General features: G+C 30.0%; 18 protein-coding genes and 1 pseudogene. 4 read left to right on the top strand and 15 right to left on the bottom strand.

The annotated features are described in order from the left end of the window. Position 1: 1 nt before the first annotated feature. A complete protein-coding gene (locus ACO6VN_RS03825; protein ID WP_422404249.1) occupies positions 2–1,336 on the bottom strand; it encodes an isochorismate synthase in 1,335 nt (444 codons plus the stop codon). 205 nt (positions 1,337–1,541) lie between these two features. Here ACO6VN_RS03825 and ACO6VN_RS03820 point away from each other — a divergent pair, with 205 nt between their 5' ends. Further along, positions 1,542–2,480, top strand: a complete 939-nt coding sequence (locus ACO6VN_RS03820) for a 1,4-dihydroxy-2-naphthoate polyprenyltransferase (RefSeq protein ID WP_064204879.1) — start codon at positions 1,542–1,544, stop codon at positions 2,478–2,480. 37 nt (positions 2,481–2,517) lie between these two features. On the opposite strand, the gene ACO6VN_RS03815 is transcribed toward ACO6VN_RS03820, so the two are convergent. The 4 genes from ACO6VN_RS03815 to ACO6VN_RS03800 form a co-directional block, all read right to left on the bottom strand. After that, positions 2,518–3,243, bottom strand: a complete 726-nt coding sequence (locus ACO6VN_RS03815; protein WP_194200921.1) for an alpha/beta hydrolase — start codon at positions 3,241–3,243, stop codon at positions 2,518–2,520. A 43-nt stretch (positions 3,244–3,286) separates the two neighbouring features. After that, positions 3,287–3,754: a GNAT family N-acetyltransferase gene (locus tag ACO6VN_RS03810; RefSeq protein WP_422404248.1), complete on the bottom strand. Its 468-nt coding sequence runs from the start codon at positions 3,752–3,754 to the stop codon at positions 3,287–3,289. A 130-nt stretch (positions 3,755–3,884) separates the two neighbouring features. Then, entirely contained in the window at positions 3,885–4,142 is a 258-nt protein-coding gene (locus ACO6VN_RS03805) for a hypothetical protein (protein WP_194200922.1), read from the bottom strand. 617 nt (positions 4,143–4,759) lie between these two features. After that, positions 4,760–5,287, bottom strand: coding sequence for a hypothetical protein (locus ACO6VN_RS03800; RefSeq protein WP_422404247.1), 528 nt, complete (start codon positions 5,285–5,287; stop codon positions 4,760–4,762). A gap of 92 nt (positions 5,288–5,379) precedes the next feature. Here ACO6VN_RS03800 and ACO6VN_RS03795 point away from each other — a divergent pair, with 92 nt between their 5' ends. Together ACO6VN_RS03795 and ACO6VN_RS03790 are read left to right on the top strand one after the other, a co-directional pair. Continuing rightward, a complete protein-coding gene (locus tag ACO6VN_RS03795) occupies positions 5,380–6,033 on the top strand; it encodes a DUF421 domain-containing protein (RefSeq protein WP_422404246.1) in 654 nt (217 codons plus the stop codon). A 223-nt stretch (positions 6,034–6,256) separates the two neighbouring features. After that, positions 6,257–6,451 (top strand): annotated as a pseudogene (locus ACO6VN_RS03790) (KGG domain-containing protein); the annotation flags it as partial. Positions 6,452–6,782: 331 nt separating this feature from the next. Here the strand turns inward: ACO6VN_RS03790 and ACO6VN_RS03785 are convergent. Together ACO6VN_RS03785 and ACO6VN_RS03780 are read right to left on the bottom strand one after the other, a co-directional pair. After that, positions 6,783–7,289 carry a hypothetical protein gene (locus tag ACO6VN_RS03785; protein WP_422404245.1) on the bottom strand — a complete coding sequence of 169 codons (507 nt, stop codon included), beginning with the start codon at positions 7,287–7,289 and terminating at the stop codon, positions 6,783–6,785. Positions 7,290–7,762: 473 nt separating this feature from the next. After that, the gene (locus tag ACO6VN_RS03780; protein ID WP_422404244.1) at positions 7,763–7,918 is read right to left on the bottom strand and encodes a hypothetical protein; all 156 of its coding nucleotides are present in this window, start codon (positions 7,916–7,918) and stop codon (positions 7,763–7,765) included. Between the two features lie 261 nt (positions 7,919–8,179). On the opposite strand from ACO6VN_RS03780, the gene ACO6VN_RS03775 reads away from it, so the two are divergent. After that, a complete protein-coding gene (locus ACO6VN_RS03775) occupies positions 8,180–8,428 on the top strand; it encodes a GlsB/YeaQ/YmgE family stress response membrane protein (protein ID WP_422404243.1) in 249 nt (82 codons plus the stop codon). 79 nt (positions 8,429–8,507) lie between these two features. On the opposite strand, the gene ACO6VN_RS03770 is transcribed toward ACO6VN_RS03775, so the two are convergent. The 8 genes from ACO6VN_RS03770 to ACO6VN_RS03735 form a co-directional block, all read right to left on the bottom strand. Further along, positions 8,508–8,933, bottom strand: coding sequence for a universal stress protein (locus ACO6VN_RS03770; RefSeq protein WP_315293436.1), 426 nt, complete (start codon positions 8,931–8,933; stop codon positions 8,508–8,510). A gap of 407 nt (positions 8,934–9,340) precedes the next feature. Then, positions 9,341–10,720 carry an N-acetylmuramoyl-L-alanine amidase gene (locus ACO6VN_RS03765; protein ID WP_422404242.1) on the bottom strand — a complete coding sequence of 460 codons (1,380 nt, stop codon included), beginning with the start codon at positions 10,718–10,720 and terminating at the stop codon, positions 9,341–9,343. A gap of 49 nt (positions 10,721–10,769) precedes the next feature. Further along, positions 10,770–11,078 (bottom strand): phage holin, encoded by a 309-nt coding sequence (locus ACO6VN_RS03760; protein WP_315293438.1) that lies wholly within the window; start codon positions 11,076–11,078, stop codon positions 10,770–10,772. Next, positions 11,075–11,500, bottom strand: a complete 426-nt coding sequence (locus ACO6VN_RS03755) for a hypothetical protein (protein ID WP_422404241.1) — start codon at positions 11,498–11,500, stop codon at positions 11,075–11,077. The genes ACO6VN_RS03760 and ACO6VN_RS03755 overlap by 4 nt, the downstream gene beginning before the upstream one ends. A gap of 10 nt (positions 11,501–11,510) precedes the next feature. Then, the gene (locus ACO6VN_RS03750) at positions 11,511–11,834 is read right to left on the bottom strand and encodes a hypothetical protein (RefSeq protein ID WP_218705526.1); all 324 of its coding nucleotides are present in this window, start codon (positions 11,832–11,834) and stop codon (positions 11,511–11,513) included. Between the two features lie 68 nt (positions 11,835–11,902). Then, on the bottom strand, positions 11,903–12,199 hold the full coding sequence (locus ACO6VN_RS03745) for a hypothetical protein (protein ID WP_315293441.1): 297 nt from the start codon (positions 12,197–12,199) through the stop codon (positions 11,903–11,905). Positions 12,200–12,234: 35 nt separating this feature from the next. Further along, positions 12,235–12,387, bottom strand: a complete 153-nt coding sequence (locus ACO6VN_RS03740; RefSeq protein ID WP_218705540.1) for a hypothetical protein — start codon at positions 12,385–12,387, stop codon at positions 12,235–12,237. Positions 12,388–12,389: 2 nt separating this feature from the next. Continuing rightward, positions 12,390–16,187, bottom strand: a complete 3,798-nt coding sequence (locus ACO6VN_RS03735) for a phage tail spike protein (RefSeq protein WP_422404240.1) — start codon at positions 16,185–16,187, stop codon at positions 12,390–12,392. Positions 16,188–16,189 lie beyond the last annotated feature (2 nt).

Here is a 16,189-nt window from a genome sequence, read left to right as displayed (position 1 = left end):
TCTACATCACTCCTAGTGCTTTTAACATCGGTTTAAATTTTAAATCTGTTTCTTCAAATTCTGATTCTGCATTTGAATCTTTAACAATTCCACAGCCAGAATACAATGTTGCTGAATTTTCATTTACTAACATTGATCGAATAGATACAATAAATTCACCATTATCTTCTAAATCAATATAGCCTAATGGTGCGCCATATAGACCTCGTGTTCCAAATTCTTCATTCTCAATAAATCTCATTGCTTCTGCTTTCGGGAAACCTCCTAAAGCTGGAGTTGGATGTAATTGATTAACGATTTCTAATACATTTTCTGATAACAAATCAGCTTGTATTTTCGTATATAAATGATATAAATGTTTATTAGTTAATATTGTAGGCTTTTTATCGTATTCTAAGTGCTTTGTAAATGATTGAATATCGTGAATAATACTATCTACGACATATCGATGTTCAAATTGGTTTTTAGAATCATTTAATAATTCGTCTTTCAAAAATTCGTTTATTGTTTCATCATCTGTTCTACTTATAGTACCCGCAATTGCGTTTGTATATAATATACCATTACTGATTTGGCATAATTGTTCTGGTGTTTGTGAAATAAATTGAGATTTACCAGACTCAAATAATAGTAAATAACTTGATTCATTTATATTCAATGAACGCTGTAAAGCATCTTCAATATTTACTTCATTTTCAAAAACAATTTGTCTTCTTCTAGATAATACTACTTTCTGTAATGCGACCGAATCTTTCATAAATTGAACTACTTTATCTACTAAAGCTTTCCACTCTTCACTTTGAATATCTTTATTAGAAATCATTGTTGGTATTTCAATAATATCTGTTCGCTTTGATTCATCTAATTTTGATAAAATATCGTTAATCTCTTCGATGTTAAACTTTTGGCTTTGTTCTGTATAAGTTAAATAACAACGTCCATCTTCAATTGTTATTAAATATTTTGGTAAGACAAAATGACTCATACCGTAGTCTTTCCATTCATTCGTCAAAGCATGTTCAGAAAATTGGAATCCTCCGAAAAATTTCAAATGATGCTTTTTATCATGATAAACTTTTGCTTCTAATTGTTCTTTAATACTTTGCCAATACTCATAAATTTTATCGTGTTCTAGGTGTGAATATCTAGCTTCTAATACATAGCCAATACCACACATCTCTAATCTATGATCTTTCGATTTATAATAAAATCTTTGTCCCAAATAATGATTTGCTTTCCTCAATAAATTAATTAAATCCGGTTGATATTGAAGCTCAATTTCAACTGAAATATAATTTTTATTCCCTTTGATTTCAGAAATCATATTTTGCTTCAAATCCGTCCTCAAGGCCATCACTCTTCCACTTCTTTCCGAAATATATCTATTTATTTATTTTATCATTTTTTCTATCAACATGCGTAATTATTGTACTTTTTAAAATGAATATATGTGAAAATATTACACAATTACAGTGATTGACCTATTGTTTGTGAAAGCATATACTAATAATGTCAAAAATATTAATATAAGAGGTAAATAAATGTCACAAAATTTATCACAGCATTCAGGTATTAAAAAATATTATCATTTGATGAGACCACATACTTTAACTGCTTCATTTGTGCCAGTGCTATTAGGTACAGCCGCTTCTAAAATATTCTTAACAGGCTCAGAATCTTCTATAAAAATTTCAGTTGTTCTAGCAATGTTATTAGCAAGCATATTAATACAAGCAGCTACAAATATGTTCAATGAATATTTTGATCACAAACGTGGTTTAGATGACCACACATCTGTTGGTATCGGTGGAGCTATTGTAAGAAATGGTATGTCGCCAAATTCAGTATACACTCTCGCAATTATATTTTATATAATCGCTTTATTACTAGGCGTGTATATTTGTATGCAAAGTACTTGGTTGTTAATCCCAATAGGACTTATTTGTATGGCGATTGGTTACTTCTACACTGGTGGACCATTCCCAATTTCTTGGACACCATTTGGAGAGATATTTGCAGGTTTCTTTATGGGATTTGTCATTATAATGATTTCATTTTATATTCAAACAGGAACAATAAATTACTATCCAGCGTTGTTAAGTATTCCAGTATCTATAACAATTGGACTTATCAACTTAGCTAATAATATTAGAGACCGTGAAAAAGATAAACAAAGCGGACGTAAAACATACGCAATTTTAGTAGGTAAAAAATTATCTATCCTAACAATGGCGATACTTTATATCTTTGCTTATGGCTTTGTTATATACTTAGCACTATTCAAACCTTATGGCTCTATCATTTGGTTAATCGCACTTATTTCAGCACCATTTCCTATAAAAGCAATTCGTCGTTTTAATAAAAATAATACACCACAATCCATGATGCCTGCTATGGCAGCTACAGGAAAAGCCAATACAATTTTCGGCTTGTTACTAGCACTTGGAGTTTATATCAGTGGTCTATTAGGTGGACTATGAAATAAAAAGACCGAGACATTTATATGTCTCGGTCTTTTTATTTCAAAAATGCTATAATATTTTCTTCTATTTCATCCTTATCCTCACTGCGCGTCATAAGATGAGATGAATTCGGATATGCTGTTAAAATTTTTTCATTGCTACTCACATGTTCATATATGTATTCTGCACTTTCTTTATAAGATTGTTGATCTCGCTCACCATACTTAATGCTAATTGGATTTTGTATTTTATTTAAATTAGTCATGATATCTTCTATATAATCACAAAATTTAGTTGCACCTTCATCGTAAGTATCTATCAAAGCTATTTGTCTTTTGCTTTCATTCTCGTCTAAATTTTGTATGTAATTCATCCGTTCACCATAGCTTTTTATTCTTCTCTTAATATTATTATTATCTTTTTTGTTAGGTGCTGACATAATAACACTTTTATTTATATCCTTTTCTTCTGAGAGTTTCAATGAAAATAAACCACCTAAGGATACGCCTAATACGTTAATTTCTTCATAACCTTCATCTATTAAGAACTGATAGCTTTTTAAGACTTGATTCCACCAATCATCAATTTGGTAATCTAAAAACGCTTCGATACTAAGCCCATGCCCTTTATAAGCCGGTACATAGCACGTAAATCCTTGTTTGTTTAGATTATAAGCCAAATCTTTAACGTCTCTTGTAGTGCCTGTAAATGAGTGTAGCAATAGCACTGCTCTTTCTTCACCTTTTAAATACATATGACGCGATTCTTTCAAATTCAACAAAAATTATCACTCCGTAACTATTATCTTTACAAAGTCCATTATATTACAATTTCTTTTCCATATAATAATTTGTTGTTTTGAAACCTACTTTTTCATACACTGATAAAGCTCTTTTATTATGTCCAAACACATGTAGGTTAATAGTATCCACACCCATTTCTTTACAATATTCATTAAGTGCTTCCATTGTTTGAGTACCTATACCTTGTCCTCTAAATTCTTCAAATAATTCAATATCATAAACAAATGCTCTTAATGCATGATTCTTTTCAAATACCCTAATCCATAACGTACCCACTTTGTATTCATCTTTATAAACAGTAAATATTTTATGTTCTTTCGTATTCAAGTCATCAGGCAACAATTCGTCAAAATACTTCCTTGATCTAGCGATAGCATTTTCTTTTTCATAAGCACCGCTTTTAACCTGTTCATTCGCAAAATTCATTAAAGAATGTTCTTTAAAGTCAGCAAAATCAGCTTGATTCATGAATACTAATTTAACAGTCATATATATATACCCCCCAATGTAAATTTATTATACATTATACACTTTTCTATTTTGGAAATATATTTCTTAATAAAAAAGAGGAAATCTTTAAAAGGTTTCCTCTACTTATGAATCAATATTCTTACTAACACTATTTTAATTGATTATTAGTTTTTTTATTGCTTTTTATAACTCTAACTATCAATGAAACAGTTGGGAATAACATTAATACTAGACAAATATAATATAAATTAACAAGTGCATTTTCCCAAGTTAATGGACCTAATAGCGCGAAAATAAATATAAAAGCTAATATTAAAATATTAATCCCTATACAAATAAATAAATCTGTTAATTGCGATTGACCTTTATAATCGAATGTTCTTCTCCAGTATTCAAAATACTTCATCTTGTTCTCCTTTTTCTTGTATATTATCTAAAATATATAACTTATAAAATTCATTAATTCCCAATTTCAATATATGATTATTCAAGATGAAAGTTAATGATTTTACATTTATTGTGAGGAACTTCTCACTTTTTATGTTATATTAATTTTACATTTTTTTTAATATTTATTTTTTGGGTTTTCATTCAGTATTCATACAAATTAATATAAAATTTAATGGATGGTTTAATTTAGATATTATTTATTTATTAAATATCTTAAAATCTTGATTTTAGTATTATCTATTACATTGAAACTTACAGAGGCTAAAATATCTATCTCAATAATAAAATCATTTACAAAATAGATATAAAACTTATTTTCACACAACAAAAAAGCCTGCAACCATAATGGTTACAGACTATATAACGGAGATGGAGGGATTTTTAAAATACTACAACCACGGTTTATAAAGCATTTATGTGACTACCTAGTGACCAAATTATTTAATTTATAATTTGGTACTCTAATTTTAAAAAAAGAGGAATTTAGTTATTCGAAAATTTACTATTCTATATTCATAATACATTTCTTAATATTTATAATTAGATATGAACAAACTATTAGTAGCCTGTTTTTCATTCATCAAATTTTACCTTAACTTCATATAGTAATAAATCTTCAGCGTTTGGAAATTCTGTAATCATTATTTCGAATGTCTCTTTTGTTTTTTTATCTTTAATCAAAGTATTATATTGAAAATTAACATTTAACCGTATATCTTTATTTTGAATTATACAAGCTTCAATAATTTTAACCATATTCTTATTTAAAGGTACAATATATTTACTGTTACCTGATAGTTTAGAAATATTTATTTTTTGTAAAGTATTTTCTTGGTTAGAAATTGTTAAGTGTATTTTTGAAGCGCCGCCACCGCCATCATTTGCTAAAATAATATATTTATCTAAAACTGGGTTATAATTATTACTATTATAAAATTTCAACTCTCCATTTTCTTTTAATTCTATTATCAATTGTTCAAAATATAATACAGGATATAATTCCACTCTCATTTGTCGTCTTTGATGTAAATATGAAAATAAATATATAAAAGCCATTGAAAATGTACCTATAGAACCTATCGCTGTAAGGATATTTGTCATATCGCTCCCCCTTTTTCGATTATTCTGATAATATTATTATAAGTTAAAAATATTATATCCGCTAATAATAAACTAAGTTAAGAGGTGTATAAATGAGTATTCTACCTATTATAGGTAAATTAATTTTAGGTTTTATTATTCTTTTATTAATAATGCGATTAATGGGGAAGCGTAACTTGGCTCAGTTAAATGCCGGAGATGTCATATATTTACTAGTTTTTGGAGGTATTTTAGAAGAAAGTCTTTATGATAATAAAGTGAAATACGGCCATGTAATCTTAACAATGATTGCTTGGGGGTTAATAATATTTTTATTTGAATATTTACTGTATAAATCTAAAATAGCTAGGTTTATTTTAAAAGGTAATACGGATGTTTTAATAAAAGAAGGAGATGTCTATACTAAAGTATTAAAATACAATCGTTTAGAATTAGATCAAATTCATTCAATAGCAAGAAATCATGGTATTTTTGATTTAAGTGAAATAAAAAATATGTATATCGAAAGTGATGGCGGTTTTACTATTGAAACTTATGATTATAAATACCCTCTTAAAGAATATGATTACAATAATTATGATTTAATCAAAAATAAAACTATCAATACAATAAACTTGCGAAAAATAAATCAAAATGAAGTTTGGCTATATCAACAGTTAAATAAGAGAGGAATTAAAAGTATAGAAGACGTGTTTTATGCAGATTGGTCTTTCGATAGAGGTATTCATATTATAAAATATAAGTAAAACCTAATATTCTGCCTTTTAGTTTATAAACACATTTAAAGATTAAAAAACATTTTTTATAGCTTGCAGCCTTGTCATGTTAACCTTTTACTTTTATTTGATAATAATTTTGTTTTTTAAATGTTTAAAAAGGTTTTAAAAAGGTACACAATAAGTAGGCTTAAACAATTGGTTTTTGTTTAGAGCTGCATTACCAAAAATCTATTCAAGGAGGAATGTAGTAATGTCAGAACGTAACAAAATGTCAAGAGAAGAAGCTGGTCAAAAAGGTGGAGAACAAACATCTAAGAATCACGACAAAGAATTCTATGAAGAAATTGGTCAAAAAGGCGGAGAACAAACATCTAAGAATCACGACAAAGAATTCTATGAAGATATTGGTGAAAAAGGCGGAGAAGCCAGATCCAATAAAAATAACAATAACAATAATAAATAATAATAAGATCTACTCCATTTAATTAACTCTCACAATCTACTCATAAGTTTAGGAGACATTACTATAATATTAGTAATGTCTCCTTTTTATATAAATAAGATATTATAATTAAATTTAAAATAACACCTCACTTTTATAGTGAGGTGCCAAAGGTATAGATATGAAAATTAAAATAGATTCATCGCTATTCCAAACTAATAGCTACTAATAATTTACCCATTACTTTAACTTATAAACAAAAATACTCCCATCCGAGGACGGGGGTATAAAGGAATACCGGTTATTTTATTTCTAATTATAGAACAAAATATTTTTAATATTTTGTTACTATTATAACGTTATTTTTATTTATCACCTTATAGCTTTTATCTATAGATTTAGAGTAATATTTATAAACACCATTTGAAAACTCTTCTTCTTTTTGAGCATCGTCTTGCATATATTTTTCGAGTGAACTATCATCACTACTCTTATCAATGATTTTTATAATATTTTTATTTTGATCTAAAATATATTTAGTTCTAGTATTTTTATCAAAGTATGCGCCTTCTACTTCATGACCAGCTAATGTTAATTGGCCATATACACTATTATCTTTATACTCACTACTAGCTTTTTCTTTTGTTTCCTTACTTGATGATACAGTGTCAGCTTTTTTGTCTTTTGTTTTTTCTTCATTTTCTGATTTGTTATCTTCTTTTTGAGCTTCAGTCGTATTTTTTTCTGGTTTTTCTTTTTCATCTTTAGTATCTCCTATAGAAATACTACATGCTGATAGCATGAAAACTAATACAAACAAACCTAAATAAATTTTCTTCATTATATTACTCCTTTAATTAAATATCGTTAAAATATTATCATATACAGCAATAGATTTCATTATCTATTTTAAAATAAGGTATAAAAAAGCCCTATCTAATTAGATAGGGCAAATAAAAATTGCTAGTTAAACGGGAAATGTGTGATTACTATGAGAATCTATTTTCAATTTAACACTTTAATTTCTTTTTTTCAATTAATACTTTGAAAATCCATTAATTTCATTTTAAAAAATACCCTTATCCAAATTGATAAGGGTAAAAGTTTAGTCCTACAAACGGGAAAAATAGGAGTCTAATAAATTCATGATACTTTATTAAGTATAACATTTAAACTACTAATTTCAAGATTAGAGCAGCCCCCATCAGTTGACGGAGGCTAAACATAGGAGATTTGGGTTTGGTGCCCACTTTCAAAGTAACATACATCAATTTTAAAATCACTTATTTACTAAGAATACTCTTCACTGAAGTATCATTCTTCTTCAGAGTTAGCGTATTCATATAATTTAAAAGCTGTTTTTAAAGTTAAATTTTTAACTTGTCTTTCCCCTCTCCTTAAGGCATCAATAGCACTGTAAGATATTCCTGTGTTTTTATTAATTTTATAACTGCTAATTTCTTTATCCATAATTAAATCGTTTATCGTGTCATATAACTCTTTATGAGCTTTCACTACTATTAGAATGAGATAAGCTATTTTCAATACTTTTAAATATAAAACTGCTCTTCCCTTTATATCTCATTCATATCCCCCCCTAAAATAATATTATATCCCATGTGAGATACAAAACAACTATACTTCATTCCTGATAAGTAGAGTTATTTTAAATGTTTGAATTAATTAGTTTTTGGTTATATATAAATAGTTCTTACTTAGGAGGTAATTATTATGGGCTTTATTTTAATGTTAATTGTCGGTGGTTTAATCGGCTGGCTAGCAGGCGTTATTTTAGGTAAAGATGTTCCAGGCGGTATTATTGGTAACATTATTGCTGGTATTATTGGTTCTGCTATTGGCGGCTCATTGTTAGGAGATATGGGGCCTGTAGTTGGAGGAATTGCAATTATTCCAGCTTTAATAGGTTCAATTATCTTAATTTTAATTCTATCATTTATATTAAAAGCTATCAGAAAGTAAGCTATTAAATTTTTAATTATTTATAATAAAACGCCTTCCTACTGATATTTAGGTTGGCGCTTTATTTATATCTTTATATTTACTGATCCTTAATAATTAATACTGGTAACTTTGATCTTTTACTTATTTTATGAGTAACACTGCCCAGGATATTTTTTAAATCATTATTTGCTTTTTTATTCCCCAACACAATCACTTCGTATACCCCGTCATTACTCTCATTTAATATTTCTTTATTAATATCACCACGGTTAATTTTCGCTGTACATTTGAAGCCTTTTTGCTCTAGAGGATAAATAAAAGAATCTAATTCTGCTTTTTTGATATCAACTATTTCTTCTAAATGAATACCTTTTTTTAATATAGTATGTTCCAAATTTTTTTGTGAAATTACATGCAATAACATAATCTCTGTTTTATCGGGTACGCCCAATTTTTCTATTTCTTGAATAAAAACATCTTTTGGAAAATTTGAATTATAAGCTAATAATATATTATTATACATTTAATAACCTCATTAAATTTTAATAGTAAATGTCTATCAATAATCTATCCCAGTTTAAAATAACTATCTGATGCATAACTTAGCTTCATTAAAATTACGCCCTAGCTTATTTCCGTAAGCTAGGGTAATAAATGAGTTTGTATTTATAAGTACGCTGTCTATAATTAAATATATCAACCATATGGTTTGTTGTAAATGAAAATGCCTTACGCTTTCCGGAACGCAAGGCACTGTATATCTTGAGCAATACACAAATGCTAAAGCATTTGTAAAATAAATTTACCATATAAATAATTACTTAGCAATCATAAATTACATAAAAAACAACCCTACCTAGTTTCCGCTAAGTAGAGTTTTGTGTAGTTGTTATAATACAAGACATATAGAATATAACACATTCCGTTAGTCTATTTCCATTTAATCTTGCCCCAATATTTCTCTTTCTTAATCTTTTCTTCTTTATCTGTAATCTTACAAACAGCACAATAGAAGTAACCAGCACTTGGATTAGTTGGATATTTAAAGCGAATCCACCAATATCCATCTTTCTTAGTTACAGAAATAAAATCTACCCAATCATCTTTTGTATATAACCATGACCCCTTATCTACCACTTTACCTTTTAATCCGGGATTTTTTCTAACTTTAATACCAGTTTTAGATGCGTTAGGATAGAATCGTCCAGGCCATTTCCAAGTAATTTTTTTCTTATTACCTGCTGCTGAACCTCCTATTGGTTTACCATGAATACCTTCTGCCAATCCCTTAGTGAAGACTTGAAGATTATTTTTAATATAATCCATGTCTTTTTCACTTGTAATGAAGCCCATTTCTATTAAGCGATAGTTGATATTTTCACTGTATGCTACGTTAGCATTGAGTAAATCATTTCTTGTTGTAATACCTCTAATTGTACCTACTGTTTCCTCTAACGCTTTCTGTAATCCTTTATCAATACTATCAGCTACATAAGCATTTTTAATAACATGGCCACCACTAGCACTAGGACTTGCACTATCTAAGTGAAACTCAATTACTGCGTCTGGTTTTAGTTTATTCTTAACCCAATATAGACCATATTTCTTTTTATCGCCTCTATTATAGCCGTAAGCCGTATCTTGATACATATCTTGTTTTTTATCATATAACGTTACTGTGTGTCCAGCTTGTCTTAGATACTTCGCTACATTATCAATGATATTTTTTCTGATAAAATCACGTTCATTCGTACCATTACCTGTAGCACCAGGGTCGTTATAACCATGACCTGCAACAAGTACAAATTTCTTCTTAGTCTTTGGTTTAGTGTTTGGTTTTACAACACTTGTCACTTTATCTTTAACTGTAGATTTAGCTTTGTAATGGGGCCTAATGAAATACATAGGGAAATCATACGTATGACTAATATATTGTGCCACTTCTGTTTTATTTCTTCCACCACCCCACCAGTTCTGATCTAGTGAAACAAAAGTATTAATATTTGCAGATTGAACAATAGCTACATGCCCTGCACCTTCTCCCCAGTTACCATTCCAAACAACAATATCACCTTTTTGTGGTAAAAATGAAGGTGTATTCTTATACACTGTTGCTAATTCATTAAAGTTATTTTTGAATGGTATATCTTTAGCATATAATCCGTATAACTGACCACCCGTTAAATAATTCCAATAAAAGTTAACCAAATCAAAACATTGCCAACCGAAAGCATTATCAAAGTCCCAACCTTTACCCACTAACTTATTCATATAAGCATGGGCTTGTGCTTTTGTTTTTGTAACTGCCATTTAATTCACCTCATTAAAAAAGACAACCTATAAAAGGTTGCCTAAATTTTTATTTATTTTTTAATCCGTCAACTGGTTCTTCTGTTACAGGCGCATATCCTGATGCTTTAGCCATTCTCTTTTCAGCTTTATATTTATCTTTCTTCTCTTCAGCCCATTTAGCCTCTTTGGTTACAGGGTTGTTTTTCCACCATGCCCAAATACTCGCTACACCCATAAACGCCATTGATATAAATTGGTAAAGTGCATCTTCGTCTACTGGTATAGGGTTAAAGCCACTTAAAGCTAACCCTTGGTTAATTAAAGCTAACATTAATACAATAATTCTTGTGAGTGTTCCTGCGTCTACATTCTTCATTTTATCTCTTCCTCTCCATTTATTTTTTCTTTAAGTTTTTCTGCCTTTATGTCTTCATACTTATTACTGTCTTTAAATATTTCATGAAAATTAGTTAAACTCACAGCTAAAAATATCCCTGCTCCTATGTTTGGATAGACCATTATATAAGTGAAACAAATCATCATGAAAAACAAACCATATATAAAGTTCATCAAAATTGCTGAATAATAATGTTTAAAGAACATGGATATAATATCTGCTACTATTATTAAACAACCAACTGTTACCCAAGCTTCTTGACTTGGAATTAACCTAAGTAGCGATTTATACAAATCTGATTTTTCATTATTAAATAAGTCTGGAGAAAGAAATAAAGTAACCGTGAAGTATACAAGATAAAAAAGAGAGATTCGACGTACACTGCTTATTTTTATATTCATTTTTATCACCTCACATTATGCCGAGCGCTTTTAACACAAAAGCAACTACAGCCCCAACTGATGTTGTTAACACACCACCAATTACTGTATTTTTTATAAACTTTCTAAAATCACTTTGTGCTTCTAACATTTTTTTGTCTTTTTCTTCTCTTTTTTCAACACGTTCTTTTAATCTATTATGATCGTTGGCCATCAATTTCACTGTTGCTTTAAGACCATTATTTTCATCATCCACACTTTTTTCTAAATCTTCTATTCTGTCATCTTGTTCAGATAAAACGAGCTTTAGTTTTGTAGTGTCTTTTAAATCGTCAGAACTCATTTTGTCTATCACTCTGGCACCTACTTTCTACCGAATACATTTAAATTTAAAAGACGCCTACTAAGTAAGCGCCTTGTGATTTATTCTGTTTGCTCCGTATTTTCAATTTCTTCTACATAATCTTGCCCATCTTCTTTCTTTTTATTGCGCGTAATATTTTCTTCTACATAATAGGTAAAAGTATTATTACCAAATAGAACTGCTAACGTATTTTGCACTGTACAAGCTGATTTAGCATCTGACTCTTTATTAAATTTATGTGCTGATTGTGGTGTACCACCTCTGTTAAATCCATTTCCATAATTCTTAGTTAAACAAGTTTCTCTTCCCGTTTCATCACGTTCTACTAAAAAATACTGTGTAATTGTCATTTCCATTTGAAACACTCCTTAATTTTTTATAAAAAAGAACCTTACTCACTTTGAGTAGGCTCTTGGTTACCTTGGCTATTTTGTTCTTGTATAATTGCTTTATAAACTGCGTTTTCATGAGACAACCTTGCAATTTCCTGTAATAAATTATTAACCACTAAGTCTTGATTCGCTTGTATGTTTTGTTCGTTCATAATTATACCTCCATTTTTTCTTCTAAAGTTTTAACTTTCTTGGCTAATTCTTGTATGGCTTTAATGGACCACGTTGTCATTTCATACGAATCTACACCATCACCATTCTTCCATTCCTCTGGTGTTTCTCTTTCTAAAATCACACCATGTCTTACACGTTCTATTTCATTATCTTGTTCAGCTTTTAATTTATAGCTGTACAGTTTAATACGATTAACTAAATGATCTAGTACATCAACGTTCCATTCTTCAATATCATATTTATATTGTTCTGATGAAGTCCAGGTAGCACTTGCTGCTCTAATAGGTATATAGCTATCTGTTGTATTCCGCTTTGTAATACGGACTTCGTTATTCGCTCTTAGATAAAGGTTTGAGGCATTAGTATTTGGGTTGATATCTAAGAAGTTTGCATATAGTCCATTGGCAGCTAGGTCGCGCCAAATAACATCACCACCATTATATAAAGAACGACCAGTGATTCTAACGCCATTATCGCTACCTATATAAAATCGTGCGTTTGCATCTCTATGTGAAACCGAAGAAAGCCAACCAGTAGCACCTCTTATATCAACATAGTTATCTGTTGTTTCTCTTACAGTAAAACGTACCTCTGAACCCCTTTCGGGTCTTATATAAATATGTTGACCTGACGTAACATAATTAGAGTCTAAATAGTTACCTTTAAAACCTGACGCTCTGACATCTCTATATATTGTGTCGTTTCCATTATACCCACCACGAGATGTCACTCGTACTTCGGCATCACTACCCAAGTAAAGATTAGTCCCACCATTAGTCATTACCTTATTACCAATAAAACTATCGGCTCTAAGTGGTACATATCTATAACTATCCCATGCTCCATCACTAGGTATTTGTGTAATGTCTACCGCTCTTACTTCAAAGCCCTGTTGAGCCGCTAAATATACATTGGAATTAGATGTACCTAATGCAGCGCTTGTTACCAATAATCTATCCATACTAAAACGTGTTGAGCCACTTGGATTAATCATTTCTATTCCGTTTATACCTATATTTAGTTTATGACCATCAGTTCTATCCATGGTAATTGTGCCATTTTCAATATTGACAGTTGCTTTATTATCAACTGCTTGGATACGTTTTGCAGTAATATCGACACTATTCAAATAATTGATTGTAGCTTGTTTTGAAAATAATTTATCAATATAAGCATCTTTAATCGTCGTGACACCATCTTTAACAATGACATCTCCGTCATTAATTTCAAATATGTTGGCATTGATTTTAACGCCACTTGGTCCAACATTTAAGTCATTTACATTACCATTATCGTCATAAGAAAGTGTGACGCCTGTTGTCGTGTTAATCAGAACTTCTGATAATGTCTTTGATAAGGTTTGTTTTGTTTTATTAAATTCTTCTTCACTGGCTTTTAATGAGATATCTTTACCATTTTGTTCAATACTAGTTTCCATTGTTTCAAGACGTTCTTCTTGTTCTTTTGGTGCTTGTGAATAATCCCCTGCTTTGTTACCTTCAACTAACATAGCATTTATTACTTTCACATTTGTTCTCGTTGTTGGAGAACCAGCTATATCTTTATATACAATCATTTCTGTACTTTCTACAGTTGCTACAAAAGATTTTGATATCTTACCTTGTATAATATCTACCCGTTGTTCTATACCATTCGGCGTGTAAGGTCTAATAGTTGTTTCTGCATCTTGCATCTCATCATTTATTGTAAACGTCGCCGTAAATGTATAAGTCTTACCAACTTCTAAAGGTTTTGTTAAAGAATAACGAACGTTAGAATAATTGAGTGAGTTGCTAAAATTAGTTTTTAGAGCACTTGCCATGAGTAAATTCTCAGTTCCAACTTTCATATTCTTATACTCAGTCAAAGTTACACGATCTTTAATTAAATTGTTTAACTGTTCTCTTGCACTATCAGCACCATTTAAGCGTTCAATAATGCCTTTCTTATCCGTTTCATAATCAACACTCTTAACAACTTGTTTAAATTGTTCTTCCGTGTCGTCTCGCAATGCTTGAATTGCACCACTGATTAGTGACCCTTCTCCAACAAGAAAACCATCTTCGGTATATTCAAAACCAAACTTATCAGCTACATTTTGCATTGCCTCATTAAATTTCTCTTCTGTATATTGAGATTGCAAATATTTCAAACGTTCTTGAATGGATTTCTCAGCGTCAATTAAAGTTACTAGCATGAAATAATATTCAGTTCTTAAATCTACTAAAGCGCTTTGCCAATCCATTAATCTCCCTATAGTTGCAGTTTCTTCTGTCATACTATCGCTATAGTCAATCACAATTTGTAATTGAGCTAACATATCATTTAACGCACTTTGTAATTTATTTTTCACATCTAGATCAACTAAATACTCCGAATTTAAAGCGACATTGCATCTTTCATACTGGTTAGCAATTTCAACACTTAAAACCTGTGATGCTTCTAAAACCTGTCGATAAATGATGACTTCTTTACTTAACCCACCAATTTGTTCCACATCATGCGCAGAAGCATGTTTCCATTCTCCATTTACAAATTCTCTTAATACAGCAACATTTGGATTCGATGTATCAAACCAAAAATCACCTTCTTCAGGATTATTGGGTGGCGTAGGACCTCGATGTAATTTTCTTTGAAGTCTTTCTATTTCATCATCTATACGATCAGTAATAATGGTTTCAACATTACTAATATCATTATTCATTTTCTTTTCTAATTCTTCTAAGCGACTTCTGAAATATTTAAGTAAATCATCCTCTTTATATTCAACAATATTGCCAAAGTTCCAAGTCAGTTCATCAGATATTAACTCATGTGTGAAACCAATAACTTCACTTTCAGCATATAAGCTTGGTGTATAGTCTGGATTTTTAATTCTGACAATATCCCCAAATCTAATGATTTCATGTGGATATTCTTTCTCTAAATCAAATGCTTCAATTTCATAACTTAACGCTGAAGCCTTCCGTTTATTCAATTCTGTTTTAGTTAAAGTTGTAAGGCGTTCAAGTGTCATATCTTGATCATCGGATTCAGGTTCATAAAAACCCCATAAATAACGTTCAGGTAGTCCAAATTGTTCTTGTGCTTCTTTATCGACTATAGCCACACTTATTCTTGAACCGTCTTCTTTTTCTGGTCCTTCTGCATATAAAGCAGTTTTTACTTCAGACATATCAACTGTTCTAGTCATAGAGATTAAATCTTTACCGTATACAATTTCTTTTCCTTCAAATAAAGGTTTCGGTTCTAACATGTTTACTTTTCTTCTTACTACTTCATTACCTTCAATTTCTATTTCATAGTCGGGTTCCAATTTATATGTGGTTGTTAATTGACTAATCATTTCATAGGGCATTCTAGCAGATGTCCATGACATGGACCTAACGCCACCATATTCGCATAACCCTTCTTCCCAGCCTGAATCTTTTAATGTTTCAGATAAAGCTTCATTAATTGTCATCTTAGTAAATTTGCCAGCAGGTATTGGCTTAGCTTTACCAATGTCTTCTACATAAGAAGCATCACACTCTACTTCTAAATAGTTACCTTCTTCTTCTATTCTAGTAATGATAAATTCACGGTAGGCGTTAGTTTTATCTTGAATAATAACTCTGTTTCGTTCTTTAAAGTGTTCTGCTCTTTCAGATAGTAAGGTGATGTTAAGCATTTCACTTTTACTTTCTTTACTTCTTGTGTATTCAGCACGTATCACTGCTAAATCATCTTTACTGATGAAATCAATAATTTCACTATTAAAGTTCAATACATGTATCACTG

The sequence above is a fragment of the Mammaliicoccus sp. JADD-157 genome (assembly GCF_049310805.1).
Classification (GTDB): domain Bacteria; phylum Bacillota; class Bacilli; order Staphylococcales; family Staphylococcaceae; genus Mammaliicoccus; species Mammaliicoccus lentus.
Note: the sequence above shows the minus strand (reverse complement) of the source record. Positions and strands in the feature narration are given on the sequence as shown.